This window comes from Sanguibacter sp. Z41_6 (assembly GCF_059621145.1).
Genome location: NZ_JCAQIF010000001.1, coordinates 640,488 through 659,178, shown reverse-complemented (window position 1 = coordinate 659,178; position 18,691 = coordinate 640,488). Strand labels below are relative to the sequence as shown.

The following is an 18,691-nucleotide window of genomic DNA, read 5'->3' as shown; positions in this document are numbered from 1 at the left end:
CCCCCTGGTCGGCAAGGCACGCTTGTAGTGGGCCTCGGCGTCGTCGACCTCGCTGGTCGGGGACGCCGGGCCGGCCACAGGCGCTACGCCGCTGCCTCCTCGTCGATCTCCGGTCCGCTCTCGGCGCTCCCGGCCGCGACGAGCACCACGAGCGCATCCCCCGCCACGACCTGTCCACCGGGTGCGACGAGCACCTCGTGCACCACCCCGTCACACGGGGCGACGACGGCCGACTCCATCTTCATCGCCTCGAGCGTCACGAGCGCCTGACCAGCCACGACGCGCGCACCCGCAACCACGTCCGTCTTCCACACGCTCGCCGCGAACGGCGCCGCGACGACGGTCCCGCCGTCGGGCACCGTGAACTCCGGAGCCGGCGCGACGGCCGCGGCGGCCTCGGCGCGGTCGAACTCCCCGGCCTCCTCCCACGCGTCACGCTCCGCGGAGAACGCCGTCGTCTGCCGCACCCGGAACTCCTCGATCGAGTCCGCGTTGTCGGCGAGGAACTGCTCGTGCTCCGCGAGGGAGAACGTCCCGTCCTCGATCTCCACGTGCCCGCGCCCGGCCGCCATGTCGGCGCGCAGGTCGAGCAGCTCCTCCGGCGACACGGGGTACCAGGAGATCCGGTCGAAGAACCGCAGCAACCACGGTGACCCGGGCTCGAACGGCGCCGCCTCGGAGTACCGGGACCACACCTGGGTGGTGCGCCCGACGAACTGGTACCCGCCCGGGCCCTCCATGCCGTAGATGCACAGGTACGCCCCGCCGATGCCGACGGCGTTCTCCGGCGTCCACGTACGCGCCGGGTTGTACTTCGTCGTCACGAGGCGGTGACGCGGGTCCAGGGGAGTGGCGACCGGTGCGCCGAGGTACACGTCGCCGAGCCCGAGGACGAGGTACTGCGCCCCGAACACGGTGTCGAAGACGTCGTCCACCGAGTCGAGCCCGTTGACGCGTCGGATGAACTCGATGTTCCACGGGCACCACGGGGCGTCCTCGCGCACGCCCGCCATGTACCGCTCGATCGCCTCCCGCGTCGCCGGGTCGTCCCACGAGAGCGGCAGGCGGACCGAACGGCTCGGCACGACGAGCTCCGACGTCGCCGGCAGGTCCGTCTCCAGCTCGCGCACGAGGCCGAGCAGGCGCGCCGTGGGCAGCACGTCCGGGTCCACCTTGATCTGCAACGACCGGATGCCGGGGGTGAGGTCGACGACGCCAGGCAGCGCCTCCGCGACGATCCGCTGGTGCAGGGCGTGCACGCGGGCCCGCAGCCCGAGGTCGAGGACCATGTCCCCGTACTCGACGAGCAGGTTGTCGTCACCCGAGCGCCGGTACGTCACCTCCGGTCCGCCCGCGCTGGCGGGCGTCCGGACGATGACGCCGTCGTCGCCGTCGCGGCCCTGCGGGGTGAGCAGCACGCCGCTCGCCCGCCGCGCGGCACCGAGCTCCCGGACCGACGGCGCGTCGGACGTCCGCACCGGCACGAACCGCACCGTGTCACCGGGGCGCAGCTGCCCGAGCTTCCACCGCTCGCCCGTCACCACGGTCACCGGGCAGACGAACCCGCCGAGGCTCGGCCCGTCCGGCCCGAGGAGGATCGGGGTGTCGCCCGTGAAGTCGAGCGCGCCCACGGAGTACGGGGTGTCGTGGATGTTCGACGGGTGCAGTCCCGCCTCCCCGCCGTCGGACCGCGTCCAGCGCGGCTTGGGGCCGATGAGCCGGACCCCGGTGCGCGCAGAGTTGAAGTGCACCTCGTAGCTCGTCGCGTAGAGGTCGTCGATGTCCTCGCGCGTGAAGAACTCGGGCGCCGCGTGCGGGCCCTCCGTCACGGCGAGCTCCCACGTCGTGGTGAGCGCGGGCCGGGCGTCGAGCGGCACGGCCCCTTGAACCGCTCCCTCGCCGTCCTGCACGACGGCGGCCCGCAGCACGTCCCCGGGGCGCAGCGCGCGCCCCGCGTGCCCGCCGAACTGCCCGAGCGTGAACGTCGACGCGCTCCCCAGGTACGGCACGACGTCGAGCCCGCCTGCGACGAGCACGTACCCGCGCAGCCCGGCACCGGTGGCCGAGCCGACGTCGAGCAGACCGCCCGCGGGGACGGTGACCGGCTCCCACAGCGGAGCAGGGACACCGTCAAGGAGGAGCTCGACGTCCGCGCCCGTGACGCACACGGTCGTCTCGTGCGTGAAGCGCAGGGCCGGGCCGCCGACGGTGAACTCCAGGCCCGGGGCGCCCTCGGCGTTGCCGAGGGCGACGTTGCCGAGGCGGAAGGAGAGGTCGTCCATCGGGCCGCTCGGCGGGACGCCCACCTTCCACAACCCTGTGCGGCCGGGCCAGTCCTGGACGGTCGTCTGCATGCCGGGGCGCTCGACGGTGATGCGGGGCTCCGGGTCACCGAGGGTGTTGAGCGTGTCGGTGGAGTGCGTGACGTCGCGGACGGTGTCGAGGGTGGCGACGGCGCGCAGCATCCCGAGGTTCGTCTCGATGCCGTCGATGCGCGTGCCAGCCAGCCCGTCGCCGAGCAGCGCGAGCGCCTCGTCGCGGGTGCCCGCGTGGGCGACGACCTTGGCGAGCAGCGGGTCGTAGTGGGTCGAGACCTCGCTGCCCGTCTCCGCCCAGGCGTCGACACGGATGCCGTCGAGCTCCGGGTAGCGCACATGGGTGAGGGTCCCGGCGCTCGGTCGGAAGCCCGTCGCCGGGTCCTCCGCGTAGACGCGGGCCTCGACGGCGTGACCGGCGAGGGGGAGTGCGTCGGGGATGCCGTCGAGCACGGTCGGCGCCGCGGGGAGCTCCTCGCCCGACGTGCCCTCGAGCGCGAGCCGCAGCATCCACTCGACGAGGTCGACGCCGGTGACGGCCTCCGTCACGGGGTGCTCCACCTGGAGCCGGGCGTTGACCTCGAGGAACGACGCCTCCTGGCGCGCAGGGTCGTAGACGAACTCCACGGTCCCGGCCGAGCGGTAGCCCACCGACGCGCACAGGGCACGCGACGCCCGGTGCAGCTCGGCGCGGAGGTCGTCCGGGAGCCCCGGCGCGGGCGCCTCCTCGAGGACCTTCTGGTGGCGGCGCTGCAACGAGCAGTCGCGGTCACCGAGGCTCACGACGCGGCCGGTGCCGTCACCGAAGACCTGCACCTCGACGTGCCGGGCGTGCTCGACGTACCGCTCCGCGAACACCCCGACGGTCGAGAAGCTCACGGACGCGAGGCGCGCCACGCGTTCGAACGAGTCCGCGAGCTCGGCCTCCGAGCGGCACACGGTCATCCCGATGCCGCCACCACCGCCGGTGGCCTTGAGCATGAGCGGGAAGCCGATGACCTCGGCCGCCGCGAGCGCCGCGTCGACGTCGGGCAGCAGGTCCGTGCCTGCGATCATCGGGACGCCCGCGGCCCGGGCGACCTCGCGGGCCGTGTGCTTCGTGCCGAAGACGCGCAGCTGGGCGGGCGTCGGGCCGACGAACGCGAGGCCCGCCGCCTCGACGGCCTCCGCGAAGGCGGCGTCCTCGGAGAGGAACCCGTAGCCCGGGTGGATCGCGCCCGCGCCGCTCGACGCCGCGGCGGCGAGGATGGCGTCGACATCGAGGTAGGACTGCTTCGCCGGGGCCGGACCGAGCAGCACGGCCTCGTCCGCGAGCCGCACGTGCGCGGCCCCGCGGTCGGCCTCGGAGAACACCGCCACGGTCCGCAGGCCCATCTCCCGGGCCGTGCGGATGACGCGGCACGCGATCTCGCCGCGGTTGGCGACGAGGACGGTGTCGAAGCGGCGCGTGGTGGTGGACGTGGCGGTCGTGGTGCTCGTGCTGGTCATGCTGCGGCCTCCGGGCGGGTGACGATCATGCGGACCGGCGTCGGGTCGAACCCGTTGCACGGGTTGTTGATCTGGGGGCAGTTGGAGACGAGGACGAGGGTGTCCTGGTCCGCCCGCAGGGCGACGCGCTTGCCCGGTGCGGACAGGCCGTCGACGATCCCGAGGGCGCCGTCCGGGTCGACGGGCACGTTCATGAACCAGTTGATGTTCGAGACGAGGTCCCGGGCACCCAGGCCCCAGCGGGACCCCTCGGCGAGGAAGTTCTCGACGCACGCGTGCTGCTCGCGGGTGTGCTGGCCGTAACGCAGGGTGTTGGACTCCTGCGAGCACGCACCGCCGATGGTGTCGTGCACCCCGACCTCGTCGGCGAGGACCGTCATGAGCGCCTCGCCGGTGTCCGCGCGCAGCACGGACCCGGTGGTGAGCACGATGGACCGTTGCCGCGTGATGGTCTCGGCCGCGGAGTACCGCACCGACGTGTCGCCGGCGGCGTAGAGGAGGCAGTCGACGGCCTGGTTGCCCTCGAGGTCGACGATCGTCAGGACGTCACCGGCACGGACGACGGCCGACCAGGGGCCGCGGGCCGCGACGAGCTCGTCGAGCACGACCTCCCCGGGAACGAGCGCGACGTCCGCCGCGGTGGGGGTGGCGCTGGGTGCCGTGGTGGTCGTCGTCATCGCTGGGTCCTCGCTCGCAGGTCGCTCTCGGTGTTGTGCAGCGCCTGGCGGTGCTCGGGTCCGAGCTCCGCACCGGCAGTGGTGCCGTCCCTCGGCAGGCGGCCGTCGCGCAGCGCCGCGAGGTCGTCCGGCGCCGACCATGCGACGACGTCGACGGCGGTCCCGGTGAACTCCTCGCGGTCGTCGAGCGGGTGCGCGGTGTTGGCGACGACGAGGACGACAGCGGTCTGCACGAGGAGGTCCACGACCCCACCCGCCCCCGCGCCCCCGATGAACCGGAGGGACCCGTCCGGCTCGACCCGGCTGCCCTTGAACAACGTCACGGACGGCGGGACGTCCCGACGGTCGAGCCCGTGCTTGAGCGCGCCCAGCGTGAGCAGCTCCCGACCGGCGGGCGCCGCCGAGTGCGCGCTGCCGCTGCCGTACCGCGCCTCGTTGCCGGCGCGCGTCGTCGTGCCGGTGAGCGCGTCGTGGTGGCCGGAGGTGTCGGCGACGACGGTCGCGAGGAGCCGCCCCGCACCGGAGAGCAGCGGGTGCCCGGTGCTCGGGTACGCCTGCCACGGCACCTTGACGGTGTCCGCGACGTTGAGGCGCTCGTGCAGGTCCCCGGCCCGGTACAGCAGCAGGTGCAGGCACGCGTCACCGACGGTGTCGACGAACCGCACGCGCGTCCCGCGGGCGAGCGTCGCCGTCGTGTAGCGGCCGAACGCCACGGACTCCGCCCACACGAGGTCGTCCGTCCCCTCGGGGGCGAGCGCAGCGAGACGGTCCGGTGCCGACGACGCCGGGACGTGGCGCATCGTCTCGGCCAGCTGGGCGTGCTGCGCGCGGGCGTGCGCCCGGGCGCCGGCGGTCGTCGCCGTCCCGGCGCCGGCCGCGGCAACGTCAGCCGTGAGTGCGGTCGCGGCGAGGTCCGCGGGTGCGGTCGTGGTCATGAGAGTGCTTCCGTGTCGAGGGCGGTGGGCGTGGTGGCACGCGCCGCGCGGGCGGCGATGCGGCGTTGGATCGGCAGGCCCGCGAGGAGCAGGACACCGACGAGCACCGGCGCGGACCACAGGAACCAGGGGTTCTCCCCGGTCGGGTCGTAGACCTCCGAGCGGGGCCACGAGAGGTTGACGATCATCGCGGCGCCGTAGAGCACGGCGAGGATGTTCACCGGGACGCCCCAGCGGCCGAGGGAGAACAGACCGTCGGGCATGGTGCGCCCGGTGCGGGCCCAGTCGCCGCGCAGCCGGTTGAGGAGCAGCGGCACGGTGACGAGCAGGTAGGCGAGGTAGATCATGACGATGCAGACGCTCGTCAGCGTGGTGAACAGCGCCGCGTTGCCGACGTTGATGGCGAGGACGACGACGGCGAGCGCCCCGACGACGATCGACGGCCACACCGGGGTGCCGCGGGTGGGGTGCACGGCCGAGAGGCGGCCCGCGGCGGGGAGCTGGCCGTCACGCGCCATCGAGTAGACGAGGCGGGAGCCGGCCGTCTGGATGGCGAGCGTGCAGACCACGACGGCGATGGCGACGTCGACGAGCAGGACCTTGCCCCAGAACGTCCCGAGCACCGCGGTGAGGACGTACGGCAGGCCTTCCGCAGCGAGGCGGCCGTCGGTGAGGCTCGGTGCGGCCATGAGAGCGGCGAGGATCATGAGACCGCCGCCGAGCCCGGAGATGAGCAGCGCGGAGAGGATGGTGCGGGGGGCGACGCGGCGCGGGTTGCGCGTCTCCTCGGACAGCTCGCCGGCCGAGTTGAAGCCCACCATGACGTACGCGGCCATGAGGCCGGAGACGAGGAACGCCCCCGTCATGCCGAGGTCGGAGCCCTGCAGCGCGCTCGTGTCCCCGACGACGTCCGGTCCCCGCCGGGCGGCGGTGAACAGGGCGAGGACGACGGCGGCGACCCCGACGAGCTCGCACGTCACCCCGATGGAGTTGATGTGGGACATGATCTTCACGCCCGCGCAGTTGATGGCCGTGGTGACCACGAGCAGGAGCGCGCCGAGCACGACGGCGTTCGACGCGCCGCTCACCGTGTTGAGGGCAGGGTCTCCGCCGACGACCTGGAACCCGGTCCACAGCTGCGGCAGAACGACCTGCAACGCGATGGCGGCCGCAGACGCCGTGATGACCTGCGCGAACGCCATGACCCAGCCCGCGTACCAGCCCGCGGTGGTCCCGCCGACGCGCCGTGCCCACTGGTACACGGCGCCGGAGAGCGGGTACCGCGCCGCGAGCTCGGCGAAGTTCAGGGCGACGAGCAGCTGCCCGCCGAGGACGAGCGGCCACGTCCAGAAGAAGGCGGGCCCACCGAAGGAGTAGCCGAACGCGAAGAGCTGGAAGATCGTCGTGAGGATCGAGACGAACGAGAACCCCGCCGCGAACGACGCGTACCGCCCGAGCTTGCGGTGCAGGGTGGGCTCGTACCCGAGGGAGGTGAGGTCGGCGTCGTCGACGTGGTCGGTGTGACCGGGTGGTGTCACCACAGAAGCAGTCATCGTGTTCTCCGTAGCAGCCGGGAGCGGCTCGGCCCGAGCGGCCGGGTCACAAGTACCTTTCAGGTGACAGTTTTTATGTCCGGTGTGTACCTGGCGTGACCCCGATGTGAAATGTGGGTTTCCAACGTTTCCGGCGCGTAAACGGCCCCTCGCGCCGTGCGTTCCCCCGGTGAGAGACGGCGCTCCGCCCCTCCGATGGCAGGATGGCGGCGTGCCTCCTCCCGCGACGACACCCGGCCCCGGACGCCCCCGCCTCAAGGCCCAGACCCGTCCGGGCGCGTCCGCCCGCGAGGAGATCCTCGACGCCGCCGCCGAGCTCTTCACCACCCGCGGCTTCGCCACGACGTCCACCCGCGCCATCGCCGACGCCGTCGGCATCCGCCAGGCGTCGCTCTACCACCACTTCGCGACGAAGGACGACCTGCTCGCGGAGATGCTCGGCGGGACCGTCGGCGGGCCGCTGCGCCTCGGCCGCGCACTCCTCAAGGACCTCGCGTCGAGGTCAGAGCGCACCGGTGCTGCGGACGAGCCGACACGCACGGCGTCGGTTGGCGCCGCAGAGCCTCCGGACGAACCCGTCCCCGGCGTGGCCCACCTGCACGCCCTCGCGGCGTACGACGGGACACAACTGTGCGCACCGCGATGGAATCTCGGAGTCCTCTACCACCTGCCAGAGGCGAAGGGGGAACGGTTCCGGCCCTTCCTGGCCGACCGCGCTGCCCTACGGGAGATCTACCGCACCCTCGGACGAGCGGTGAGCGACAGGACGTCGAGCCGCCCCGTCGTGCGCGACGTCGGGGAGCTCGCGTTCCGCCTCGTCGAGTCCCTCATCAACCTCCGGGCCGACGGCGGCGCGACCCCACGCTCGCCGCTCGACGTGGCAGACGCCTGCTTGTGCCTGGTCGCCCCGGACGCCGACGTCGCGCGCGTCCGGGCCGACAGCTACCGGCTCGTGCGGGACCTGCGACCGCACCCGCAGGCCTGACACCCGGCGGGCGGTCGATGCGGCCCCACCAAGCGGACCTCCCTGACCGATACAGGTGGCCCGGGTGGTCCCGGAGAGGTCCAGAAGACGCGGAAGGCACCGACCGGGCCTCCCTGGCCTGGGCCTTCGTCCCAGACCTGTGGGGTCTCGTGACAACCCTCCCAGCCGCGGCGCCACGGACCTCCAGTTCAGCAGAGGTACACGCTAAGGATGCGCGAAGTACACGCGAGTTTCGCCCCAGGGCGCGTCGCCCTGGGAGCGGAGTGGTCCGAGCCCATCAAGCCCGCGCGTGGGCACATCGGACCTGCACCGCCATAAAGCTCGGGTTCCGGACATGGCCGCCAACGGCGTCGCCCGGCCGCGACACTTCGGGCCGGGCCTCCAGCTAGTCGAGCAGGAACGGCGCCCAGTCCTCGTGCTCACTGGACCGCCCTCCAGCGTCGGCCTCCCGCACCTTGCCGAACCGGTCACCAGGGAGGCAGCGACGGCGTGGACCGCGGAGCGGACGTGCGTCGACCCCTCGCGAGACTCCACGTCGGGCGTGCGGGAGCAAGTCGGCCTGCGGCGCGCTCGGCAGGTACTCGGCAAGCAACGTCGCCGCCGGTCGGCGGCTCGCACCGATGCCTGCCCCCCTCAACGCACCCAACCTCGAGACCCGAACGGGACCAGACCGGCGAGTCGCGTGGTCGGGCGCCAGCGATGCGCATGTCGTATCGCACTCACACCCATCCGAGCGAAATGCGGCACCCTCCCTATAGACTCCGACGATGCTTCCCCGTGCGGCCCGCGAGAGGCTGGCCCGGCCCCTCCACGAGGCATGCGGACAGGCGCCGCCCTTGAGGGCCGTCCACACGCTTCCCGTCGAAACTGGCCTGTGGCGCTGGTACTCCGACGGGCTGGTACAGCGGCTACGCGAACTCGCCGCAGAGCTCGAGCGACCTACGAGCGACGACTCTTTCGACGGACTGCGAAAACACGTCAAGGCGATGCTCACCTCCCGCAGTAGCGTGCTGTCCATCCTATTCGCCCTCAGCCCCTTCACGCCGTTCGACCGTGATGTCGCAGAACGGATTTTGCGGGCAATGGACAGTGGCCTCGCACACGCTGCTACTGCCCTTGAGGACGGCACTCAGCCGCCGCGCCCACTAGATCTTTGGCACACGTGCAACGAGTGGCCCCTCGACGTACCCGCCCACCACGATTCCTCCCTAGGTCAGCTGTTCGGTCTCGACCACGACCCGGTAGACGACCTCGGGGACCTGAAGCCCGGATGGGTTTTTGAGGCGTACAAGTACAACGCTGGAGGGCTGCTGAAACAACTGGCGCCCCACCTATCGGCGTTGGGGCTACCTTTGACGCGTGATGCCCTCGCGATGACATCAGTGATCGGTTGGGTTGCTGATGCTCCCGACCCCGTCATGGCCTACATCTCCATGGACTCCTTGAGCAACCAGCTCTCAGCCGCTTCGCCCGATCTCGCGGACCAGGTATTGGCCTACTTCCGCCAGCGCGAGCGAGGGCGGCAGCAAGCCCGCCGTCGGCTTCTGCGCACGATTAGGAGTGCAGAGACCTCAGACGACGCAGAAACGCGCGCACTCGCGACCGCCGACATCTACAGACGCATCATCGAGGGTGCTGTGCGCCAGTTCGGCTGGGCGCTGCGGTGCCTGCCGACCGGGCAGTGGTCCGCCCCACCGACGTTGACCCGGGTTCGCGACGCAATGCTGATCAGCGGGGGCCTCGCCCGACGGATCGCGGAAGATGCCGTGCTCGTGAGTATGCGGAACGGCGAAGCGCACGAGGACATTGAGTGGGACGGAGTTCACGACCGCTACCTTGTCGACGGCGCACCGATCGACCGCAACCGCGTGGTCTCTGCATCGGTGATCGCGCTCTCGTTTGACCGTGGCTGCGAAGCCGCGCTCGCTTACCACCGCGCGACCAGACTTCCCCTACAAGACGCTGCGCTCACACCCAACCCGGACGACCAGTTCAGCATGCCGGCCTGGCAGCGAGCGGAAGCGTACTTTGGCAGCAACGGCCTTCGTTTGCTCCGCAGCGAGTTCAATTCTCAGACCGCCAGAATATGGCTGCAAACCCTCGAGTTCACTCAGATCAACCCCTGCTTCCAGGCGCTTTTATCTGCGCAGCAGTTGTTACCTTCAATCGAGTCGTTTGCGATATACACCGAAGCGACTCGCGAACCGGTTATGGAAGTAACCGCTAACGGACTGTCCGTGAACGTGCCGGCGTGGACACAGGCGCTCGAAGTCTTCGACACCATGCCAATTGTGACTTTCCTGCCCGCGAACTTCGACGCACGGCGTAAGGTGGAGCCCGCATCTACGGCGTCTCGTTCCGCGGCGTGGATTGCCGCTGACGAAGTGCTTGATGCTCTGGACGGCGGACCTAATTTTCTCGACGAGCGCGGCGTCACACTCTTGGTCGACCGCCTCCGCCTCGTGGAGACTGCAGTCGAGCACTGCCTTCGCATCGTGCCAGAAGCGAATCAGACGAGATTGCGCTCGGTGCTTGCCTCCGCCCAGAAACTCCTGGACGATATTTCCGGGCTCCACACCCGACCGCTGAACATCTCTGCGATAGCGGCCCTGCAGCCCGTCTGTCATATACGTCACTTCTGGTCGGCCTGGGGGCCGGTGAAGCGGCATCCCTGTGTGCCCGAACCACCGGCGCCTGCACACGTGCACGAACGACTCCCCGGGCATCGGCAGAACCCCGGTCTGCTCCGTTTGTGAGCACAACAAGTCGTGCTTTGCTAGGCCGGCGCGCCGACTAGGTGTTGTGGGCCATGACGTTGGGCGCCGACGCCGCGTGTCGGGCGAGTCCAGGCGAGACGAGATCTACAACCGAAGACCACGGACCTACTGGGGCCCGTCCCTCTGTACGACAGCCAGGGAGCCGCGCGCGCCCTGCCCCTCCATCACCGGGCACAGATCGAGGCGTGGGCGGAGACGGATGAAAACCCTCGGTGGGCACACCACAGACCCGGAGAACCAAACTGGAGCACAAGTCGAGTCTGCATCACCCGCCGGACGCTGACTCGACACGTGGCGCCACGCCGAGGAGCCTTCGCGAACGCGCGCACCGCCCTGAACGTCGATGCGCTGCTTCTGCTGACCGCCTGCACCTCACCGGCCGTTGAGGCCCCGGGAGCCACCGCGTCGCCGACGACCACGCCGACCCCTCGCCAACGCGCGAACCCGCACCCACCGACGGGATCCGTCCACTCCGACCCCGAGGCCGGCATCGTCTGCGAGGACGTCCCGGACCTCACCGAAAACGAAGCCAAGGTCTACAACTGGATCGCCAGTTACCAGGAGGCGATCGGCAGACACCGCGCCCCTACGCGGTCAGCGGCATGTTCGCGATATTCACGACGGCAGACGGGACGTCCGACGCAAAGAAAGCCCAGCAGGACGTTCCCTAGCTCGGCAAGGTCGAACTCCTGCGCCTCGAGGGCGAGGTGGTCCATCAACCGGGAGACTGGAGCAGGCTCGGGCTGAGTCGCCGCGCACCTGCCGCGCTGCTCCTCACGGTGCCGCTTCTGTTCGCCGCGGGGCCCATCGGTATCGGAGTCCCGCGGCGTGCACGAGTCGCCGAACTGCGAGCTCGGGCTCCGTCACGCCGACGGTTAGCTTTAATGATGTAGTGGACGGCAGGACTCGACGCCCACGAGCGATGCGCAGTGACACATGATCACCCTCCTGGCGGGCCGCGGATCCGCCTGGCACGATCCCATGTGTGGTACATATCGTCCGTGATTGAAGAGTGCGTGCATAGCATGAACCCCGACTGGTGCGGCATCTGCAAGGAAGTGACCGACATCGGCTCCAGCCCGCTTGGCTCCTACGCCTTCCACGGTGGCGAGACAAAGCAGGACGTGCTCAACGGCGTCTGCGATCTGCTCGGACTCCCGCGTAGGCCCATCAACCGCGGCTCGAGCCTACCGAGCCGCGTCTTCGCAACAGCAGCGCAGCGGGCAGAGGTCCCTGCACGGTCCATGCCCGTCTGTGAGGCGATCGTGCGCAAGGCCGACCTGCCGTGGCCGGACGACTTCGACGCGAGCGACCAGGTCACCGGGAGGGTCCCCGGTTACGTTCGAGGGTTTGCAGGCCTTACGAAACGGGCTTCGCAGGTTGCTGAGATTGACGACGGAAGAGCCGTGACGTGAGCATCCAGGCGACCGCGACCGCACGTCGGCGCATCGCCATCGAGGCGATGTCGAAGCACCTCGACGGCTCGGATCCATCGTCCTCGGCTGCCCGCCTCGGTTATGAGTTGCAGCACCCTCGGCAGATGGTGGTAAGCGCTGACATCGACGGCATCGTCGCTGCCGCCATGCTCGCGTCGGTCGCGCCCCATTGGGAGATAGTCGGCTTCATCACCAGGTCGCAGACTTGGCTCGTCCATCCTTCCGTCGTGACTGGAGTCCCGGAGGACGCGGTCGCCGTGGACCTCTTCTCACTCAAGCACGACAGCATCAGCAACCACGTCGTCCGTTACGGCAGCAAGCAGTCAAGGCTCGTGGGGCTCCGGGCTGCCTTTCAGGCGTGGGATGCCGCAGTGGACGCTGCCAACATGACGCGGCTGTACGCCGTCCCCTCGATCTGGGCACAGACGGAGGGATCCTACGAGAACTCCTCGAACGCTCGATCCTCCAAGTACAAGTACCCGCTTGGCACCGCTCAGTTGGTGCTGGCGTTGCTGGAGGCAGCAGGCCATCCACCCAAGTTCTTCGACCGCCACTACCTTCCGTGGTTGGTCGCCAACTGCGATGGCGGAATCGCCACCTATACGAAGTACGCCTTCAATGCCCGTGTGTGGTGGCCGGTCATGGTCGGCGCAGTGGGGCCGGCGAGCCTCTCCGAGCAGGTCTTTCGTCTCGTCGAGAACATGCGGCCTCATGACTTCCTCAATACGGTCAACGCACTCGACCGCGAATGCCGAGCCAGTGGGATCGATCCTTGGTTGAACGACGACTGGAACCTCGCGGGAAGCTCTCCTGCGACGATTGCGCGTGCGCTCACCTGGCTCACCGAACTCACCGGCTGGAGAGACCCCGTTCGAGGCAGCATCGCCGGCCTGAGAACGTGGTCGACTCGACCCGTTAGCGACTCAGGTGAGGTTCCGCTCTCCGGAGTGAATCCCGCGGACGAACCAGCCCACGTGGCGTCGCTGACGATTGCCCGCAGCGCCATCAATGCGAACTACTACCACGGAGGCCGCACCGGCAGTCGGTTCAACTGGGCAGCCGGATGGTGAGTCGGAACCTCATGCGTCCAGTCATGCCAGGCGATCTGTAGCCCAACACTCCGCGCTTTCACGACAGAAAGGGAGTATTTCGGGCGCCGTGCGCGACCTTCCTCCCCTGGCTCGCCGGGCGCCTGCCGGAACCCGCCCTGGAAGCCGGTCAGACATCCGGCGGCCTTAGCCCCTTCGAGAGCCTCACTGTTGTGGAAGTAGAAGGCTTCGATGTATAGCGGCTCGAACGCGGCCTTCCGCATCCGGGATTTTCCGGAGTTGGACGACTTGGACTTGACGCCGCGCTCAGCTTTCCGCGAGCGGTGCCAGGCAACGAAATCCCCGTCCTCATCGGCTACGGCGACCCCACTGAGCATCAGGAATCCCAGCCCTTGGTCCGCGATGCACTCGTCCATCGCGACCTGGTCGTTAAGTGGCGCCGAGGACTGGCCTGGACGGACAGCGCCCGTCAATGGACTCCGCCACGAGTCAGTGTGCGCCTTGAGGTCCCACACATAACGCAACGAGTAATCGAACGGTGTGTTGCTGTACCGGCTCTTCGGGGGTGTCGGGTTTGGGGTAAACGCCGAGTTGAGGATCTCCCGCCCTCGCGCCTCGAAGTAGAATCCCTGCCACTCATTGTCGTTGGGTCCGCGAGTCAGGCCCTGGTCGGACATCCACTCGATACACGCTCGGCCATCCCAGACGACCCGCGTACCACCGTCGGGCTGACCCTGCGCTCTCCAGCCGTCCAGGAGAGCGGCAGCCAGCGCGCCCCCCTCAGCCTCAGGCGTGTCGAGCAGCATAGCTCTAGCAACACCAAGACGGCCGAGCCGAAGTTCCGCACCCGCGAGGATCAGGTTCAGGCCGACCAAAGAGATCGTCTCTCCGGTGGAGGCGCAGGCGTCCGACCACGGGGCGCCGAACTCGTGCGCGAGGGCCGCCCCGAGTTTCGTCTTGCTCAGGCCGGTGTCGAGGTCGGGTGCCAGTGCATTGGCGAGATTGACGAGAACGCTCTTGTGCTCCTTGCTCCCCGGCCCTAGCCACTCTGATCCCGAACTGGTGAGCTGGCTGATGCGGTTCACTGCCTCGATCTTCGAGCGCGCCGGCTCGAACGCCTCCCATCGTGCTCCTTCAAGCCCGACCGGTCGCTGTCCAGCAAGGCGGCGCAACGATCCCTCGTGGTAAGCGTTGGCGGCCCCCTCCAGCAGGGCATTGAGACCCGCCAGGTTGATCTTGTTCAGATCCTCGTAGTTCGAGCGCCACTCCACGTCGAGGGCGTCAGCGATCTGCCGGCCGACGACTGCATTGGTCCGCGCCACATCGATGTCGAGTCCAAGGGCGTCCCGTAGGGCGATGACCGCACGCTTTTCACCACGGGTGCCCCGATCCTGAGCACCCGTCAGGGAGTAGATCCGCGCGACCGCCTCCGCAGCCGTCGCGGCGGGCAGGAAGAACTGTGGCTGTTGGGAGGCGCGGGACATGCGCCTCACACTAGACGCGGTAGCGCGCCTTAACGCGGACGCTCGAAGTACCTGCAGGCTGGTGTTCAGCCAGACGCTTCGATACCAACGCTGGCGTCGCCTCGCGGGCGGCCGCTACTATCGCTGGCCCGACCCCGTCCGGGTCGGCGTTGAGGAGTCTCTCGTCGCGGAGGATGTGCTCCCGGAACACGTGCTGGACGGCACCCACCGCCACACCGTTGCCCATCTGCTTATAAGTGGCCGCAGCTGGCTGGCCCGGGAAGATGAACGTGTCCGGAAGACCCTGCAACCGAGCTGTCTCCCGGGGAGAAAGTCGACGCTCTCGATCACCGATGATCGAGGTTTGTGTGATTGCGACAAGCGCGGGCAGGTAGGTCGGTCGCTTGGCACGGATGCCGGATGGGCGGAAGTGCATGACCGTCTCCCACAAGCCCTTGGCGTCCTGAGCCTGCCACTCGAGTTTGCGGCGGCTCGCCGGGAACAGTTCCGTGTAGATTCCCCACTTCCACGCCCAAGGCAGGATCACACGCCAGTGCTTCTCGAACGCGTCATAGTTCCGCCGTAGGTGTGACCGCATCCAGTCCGGGTCCGACTTGTTGATCACCGGGCGCGTCACCTTTTCGGGTAGTTGAGGACCCTCCTCGGAGCGAGGGCTGTAGCACCTTGTCTCGGCGTCCAGCAGTGGTGGCATCGGTCGCCGCATTGCGAACTTCGCCTCAGGAAATTGCAACCAGGAGTCGGCCCAGTAGGGGAAACCCTTCAGGGACTCCCCCGTCTGCGTGCGCATGATGTGTGTGAAGTCGTCCCAGGCGTCGATCCACAGTCGCTCCGTGGGTGAGAGCTCGCACCCGGGAATGGTGTGGCTGTCGTCGAGTAGACCGGAGTCCAGCAGGTTCCATCCACCCTCCGCAGAACCGGGATCGAAAAGGGGCGCGTTGCTGTCGAAGGTTCGAGGAAACCGGTCCTTCATGGTCGCCACCGGCAACGGGCCTCTAGTTGCGACGTCCACCGAACCGTCGGCCCGGCGCGGCACACTCTGCGGGGCATAGGTGGCGGTGATGAAGACTCGCTCCCGAACCTGAGGCGTGCCGCCCAGATGAGGTGGCAGTAGGTGCGGGGAGAAGATGGCGGGCGTGCCGGAGACGTTATATCCCTCCTGACGGAGGGTCTTGATGATGACGTCCCACTCGTGCTCGTGGCGCGGCCCGACCAGGTTACGGACGTTCTCGAGGATGACGACCTTAGGGTGGTGAGCCTTGATGATGGAGGCGATGTTGAAGAACAGCGTCCCGCGCGCCTCATCCATGCCGCGCTGCGCACCGCTCTTGCTGAACGGCTGACACGGGAACCCCGCGCACAGCACGTCGTGCTCGGGCACGTTCATCAGGCCGCGGTCGGCGTCCGCGTCCTCGGTGATGTCACCGAGGGCTCGGTGACCCCAGTTGGCCTCGTAGACGTGGGCTGCCCGGGGGTCGATCTCGACTGCGTACACGCACTCACCGCCGAACGCCTTCATCACAGCGTGGAACCCGCCGATGCCCGCGAAGAGGTCGACGAACGTGAACGCGGGAGCCACTGCCATGGGTCGAATCATAGGCAGATGGGTCTGACACCCATGCCCCCGCTGCGCAGCACACGTCGGCTCGCCCGGTCGCCGGTGACGCGCTCGCCGGCGTCGTCTGCTCGGGTTGGAGACCCGCGACGTGTTGGCACCACATTCGCTCACGCCGACGTGGCCGGCCCCATGGAGATCCAGGTGTCCACGGCTAGTAACCCGGGCGTAGGGGCACGCTGTGGCTCCCGCATCGTCGTCACGGCCATGTAGCCCGGGCCCATGGCCGCGTCGACGGCCTCTTATTTGCGTCGGTCAACGCGCCACGGCGTGATCTCGCCCGCATTGGTCCGCGCGGCTCAAACGCGACCTCAACGCCCCTCGACAGCAGCCGGCCCTCTACGTGCGGGAGGCGCTCGTCGTGCAACTCGTTGATCGGGCTGATTCGTGTGTTCGCGCTCATCCGCACTTCCCACTGCCCCACTGCCCCACTGCCCAGGCTCAAGGTGCGGCCTGGCCTCCAGGAACGGCAGGGGCCACGGGGAGGGCTGCTTCTCAGTCACGAGATCCCGCCCCGGCGTTACGACGACTGGGCTCGCGGGGGCGCGGCACCGGCAGGCGTCGAGGGTGCCGGCACGCACTGCTGACGACATGACTGGCGCGTCGAGCACACGCACACATCAAGAGCCGCCGAACGCGAAGCGCGCGTTTCACGAGCCCTACGACTCCGCGAGGCAGGGGCCGCCCACGGCCGCCTGACGCACCAGGCGTCACCGAACTCCACAGAACCACAGCCAGGGTGGCACGACCATGGTGACCGGGCTGCTCGACGTGCGCCCACCGGTTCTCACCGCCAGACGCGCCGGGTAAGCAGAGGCACTAGCACGCTACCGTGCTCACCAAGTCGTCAGGGTGCCCCTGGAACCAGAAACTCCCGGCAGGATCACATCCTGCCGGGAGTTATCCGGACTGCTGGGCCTTGGTTGTTCCAAGGCCCCACTGTGCGTGAGGGGGGACTTGAACCCCCACGCCCTTGCGGGCACTGGCACCTGAAGCCAGCGCGTCTGCCATTCCGCCACTCACGCGTGACTGAGGAAGATTAGCATGCAGGGTGCGTGTTGCACGCATGCCCCTCATCACACCGTTTGGTCTATACGATGATCGTCGGGGGGCAGCAGGCCTCCACGGTCCCGGAGCAGAGCACGCAGGACGGAAGGAGGCGGCATGGGAGTTCTGGACAGGTTCGAGAAGGGCGTCGAGCGTGCCGTCAACAACACGTTCGCACGCGTGTTCCGCAGCGAGCTCAAGCCCGTGGAGCTCGCCAGCGCCCTGCGACGCGAGGTCGACGACCGCGCCGCCGTCGTGGACCGCGACCGCACGGTCGTGCCCAACGAGTTCCTCATCTACCTCTCCGTCGAGGACTTCGCGCAGGTCGAGGGGTGGGGCGCCGAGACGATCGCGGACGAGCTCGCCGCCAACGTCACCCAGCACGCAGCCTCCCAGCACTACGCCTTCGTCGGCCCCGTGACCGTGTCGTTCCTCGAGACCGAGGACCTCGAGAACAGCCGCTTCGAGGTGCACTCCTCGACGGTGCGCGGCGCGGTGGCGCCCTCGACGAGCGCCGCCCCGAGCTCCCGGCACCCGCTCGTCGACATCGACGGCCAGCGGTACCTCCTCACCGGCCCCGTCACCGTCATCGGCCGCGGCGCCGAGGCGGACATCGTCGTCGACGACCCCGGGGTGTCCCGCAGGCACCTCGAGATCCGGGTCACCCCGGACGGCGTCATCGCCACCGACCTCGGCTCGACCAACGGCTTGTTCGTCGAGGGGCACCAGGTCCCCGCGGCGACGCTGCTGGACGGCAACTCACTGACCATCGGGCGCACGCGCATCATGTTCTGGACGGGTGTCTCGGACGACCCCTCACGCGGGGAGTGGTGACCGGCGCGCCCATGAGCGAACTGACGATGACCCTGCTGCGGCTGGGCTACCTGGTCCTGTTGTGGGCGTTCGTCTTCTCGATCATCCGCGTCCTGCGTCGGGATCTCTACGGCACGCGGATCACCTCCCGCAAGAACGCCACCCGTGAAGCCGTTGCCGGCGTCCCCCACGCGTCCGGGGCAGCCCCCGCACCCAAGCCGCGCGCGAAGCCCTCGCGCCTCGTCGTCACGTCCGGCCCGCTGCGCGGCACGACCCTCCCGCTCACCACGTCGGCGATCCTCATCGGCCGCGCCCCGAGCTGCACGCTCGTCCTCGACGACGACTACTCCTCGTCCCGGCACGCCCGGATCTTCCCGTCGGGCGACCAGTGGATCCTCGAGGACCTCGGGTCCACGAACGGCACCTTCATCGGCACCCAGAAGGTCACCTCTCCGACACCCCTCTCCCCGGGTGTGCAGGTCCGGGTGGGGCAGAGCGTCGTCGAGCTGCAGAGGTAGCC

At 69.1% G+C, this 18,691-nt stretch carries 12 protein-coding genes and 1 tRNA gene; 6 read left to right on the top strand and 7 right to left on the bottom strand.

Annotated features, from left to right (window positions below):
* Nucleotides 1-83: 83 nt before the first annotated feature.
* The 4 genes from uca to AC54T1_RS03085 are packed head-to-tail and all read right to left on the bottom strand — an operon-like array spanning nt 84 to nt 6,968.
* On the bottom strand, nt 84-3,803 hold the full coding sequence (gene uca / locus AC54T1_RS03100) for an urea carboxylase (RefSeq protein ID WP_496910985.1): 3,720 nt from the start codon (nt 3,801-3,803) through the stop codon (nt 84-86).
* Nucleotides 3,800-4,480 (bottom strand): urea amidolyase associated protein UAAP2, encoded by a 681-nt coding sequence (locus AC54T1_RS03095; RefSeq protein ID WP_496910984.1) that lies wholly within the window; start codon nt 4,478-4,480, stop codon nt 3,800-3,802. The genes uca and AC54T1_RS03095 overlap by 4 nt, the downstream gene beginning before the upstream one ends.
* Complete coding sequence (locus AC54T1_RS03090) at nt 4,477-5,415, bottom strand: urea amidolyase associated protein UAAP1 (RefSeq protein ID WP_496910983.1); 939 nt, start codon at nt 5,413-5,415, stop codon at nt 4,477-4,479. The genes AC54T1_RS03095 and AC54T1_RS03090 overlap by 4 nt, the downstream gene beginning before the upstream one ends.
* The gene (locus tag AC54T1_RS03085) at nt 5,412-6,968 is read right to left on the bottom strand and encodes an amino acid permease (protein ID WP_484343866.1); all 1,557 of its coding nucleotides are present in this window, start codon (nt 6,966-6,968) and stop codon (nt 5,412-5,414) included. The genes AC54T1_RS03090 and AC54T1_RS03085 overlap by 4 nt, the downstream gene beginning before the upstream one ends.
* A 211-nt stretch (nt 6,969-7,179) precedes the next feature.
* Here AC54T1_RS03085 and AC54T1_RS03080 point away from each other — a divergent pair, with 211 nt between their 5' ends.
* From AC54T1_RS03080 to AC54T1_RS03065, 4 genes are all read left to right on the top strand, one after another.
* Nucleotides 7,180-7,953, top strand: a complete 774-nt coding sequence (locus tag AC54T1_RS03080) for a helix-turn-helix domain-containing protein (protein WP_496910982.1) — start codon at nt 7,180-7,182, stop codon at nt 7,951-7,953.
* Nucleotides 7,954-8,720: 767 nt separating this feature from the next.
* Nucleotides 8,721-10,709, top strand: coding sequence for a hypothetical protein (locus AC54T1_RS03075; protein WP_496910981.1), 1,989 nt, complete (start codon nt 8,721-8,723; stop codon nt 10,707-10,709).
* A 1,046-nt stretch (nt 10,710-11,755) separates the two neighbouring features.
* A complete protein-coding gene (locus tag AC54T1_RS03070) occupies nt 11,756-12,145 on the top strand; it encodes a hypothetical protein (protein ID WP_496910980.1) in 390 nt (129 codons plus the stop codon).
* On the top strand, nt 12,142-13,236 hold the full coding sequence (locus AC54T1_RS03065; protein WP_496910979.1) for a hypothetical protein: 1,095 nt from the start codon (nt 12,142-12,144) through the stop codon (nt 13,234-13,236). The genes AC54T1_RS03070 and AC54T1_RS03065 overlap by 4 nt, the downstream gene beginning before the upstream one ends.
* On the opposite strand, the gene AC54T1_RS03060 is transcribed toward AC54T1_RS03065, so the two are convergent.
* From AC54T1_RS03060 to AC54T1_RS03050, 3 genes are all read right to left on the bottom strand, one after another.
* Nucleotides 13,185-14,699 carry a hypothetical protein gene (locus tag AC54T1_RS03060; protein ID WP_496910978.1) on the bottom strand — a complete coding sequence of 505 codons (1,515 nt, stop codon included), beginning with the start codon at nt 14,697-14,699 and terminating at the stop codon, nt 13,185-13,187. The two genes, AC54T1_RS03065 and AC54T1_RS03060, sit on opposite strands and share 52 nt — an antisense overlap.
* 10 nt (nt 14,700-14,709) lie before the next feature.
* Nucleotides 14,710-16,281, bottom strand: a complete 1,572-nt coding sequence (locus tag AC54T1_RS03055) for a DNA cytosine methyltransferase (RefSeq protein ID WP_496910977.1) — start codon at nt 16,279-16,281, stop codon at nt 14,710-14,712.
* A gap of 972 nt (nt 16,282-17,253) precedes the next feature.
* Nucleotides 17,254-17,336, bottom strand: a tRNA-Leu gene (locus tag AC54T1_RS03050).
* A 139-nt stretch (nt 17,337-17,475) separates the two neighbouring features.
* Here AC54T1_RS03050 and AC54T1_RS03045 point away from each other — a divergent pair.
* Entirely contained in the window at nt 17,476-18,192 is a 717-nt protein-coding gene (locus tag AC54T1_RS03045; RefSeq protein ID WP_484343860.1) for an FHA domain-containing protein, read from the top strand.
* An 11-nt stretch (nt 18,193-18,203) separates the two neighbouring features.
* Nucleotides 18,204-18,689 carry an FHA domain-containing protein FhaB/FipA gene (locus AC54T1_RS03040; RefSeq protein WP_484343859.1) on the top strand — a complete coding sequence of 162 codons (486 nt, stop codon included), beginning with the start codon at nt 18,204-18,206 and terminating at the stop codon, nt 18,687-18,689.
* Nucleotides 18,690-18,691: the final 2 nt, after the last annotated feature.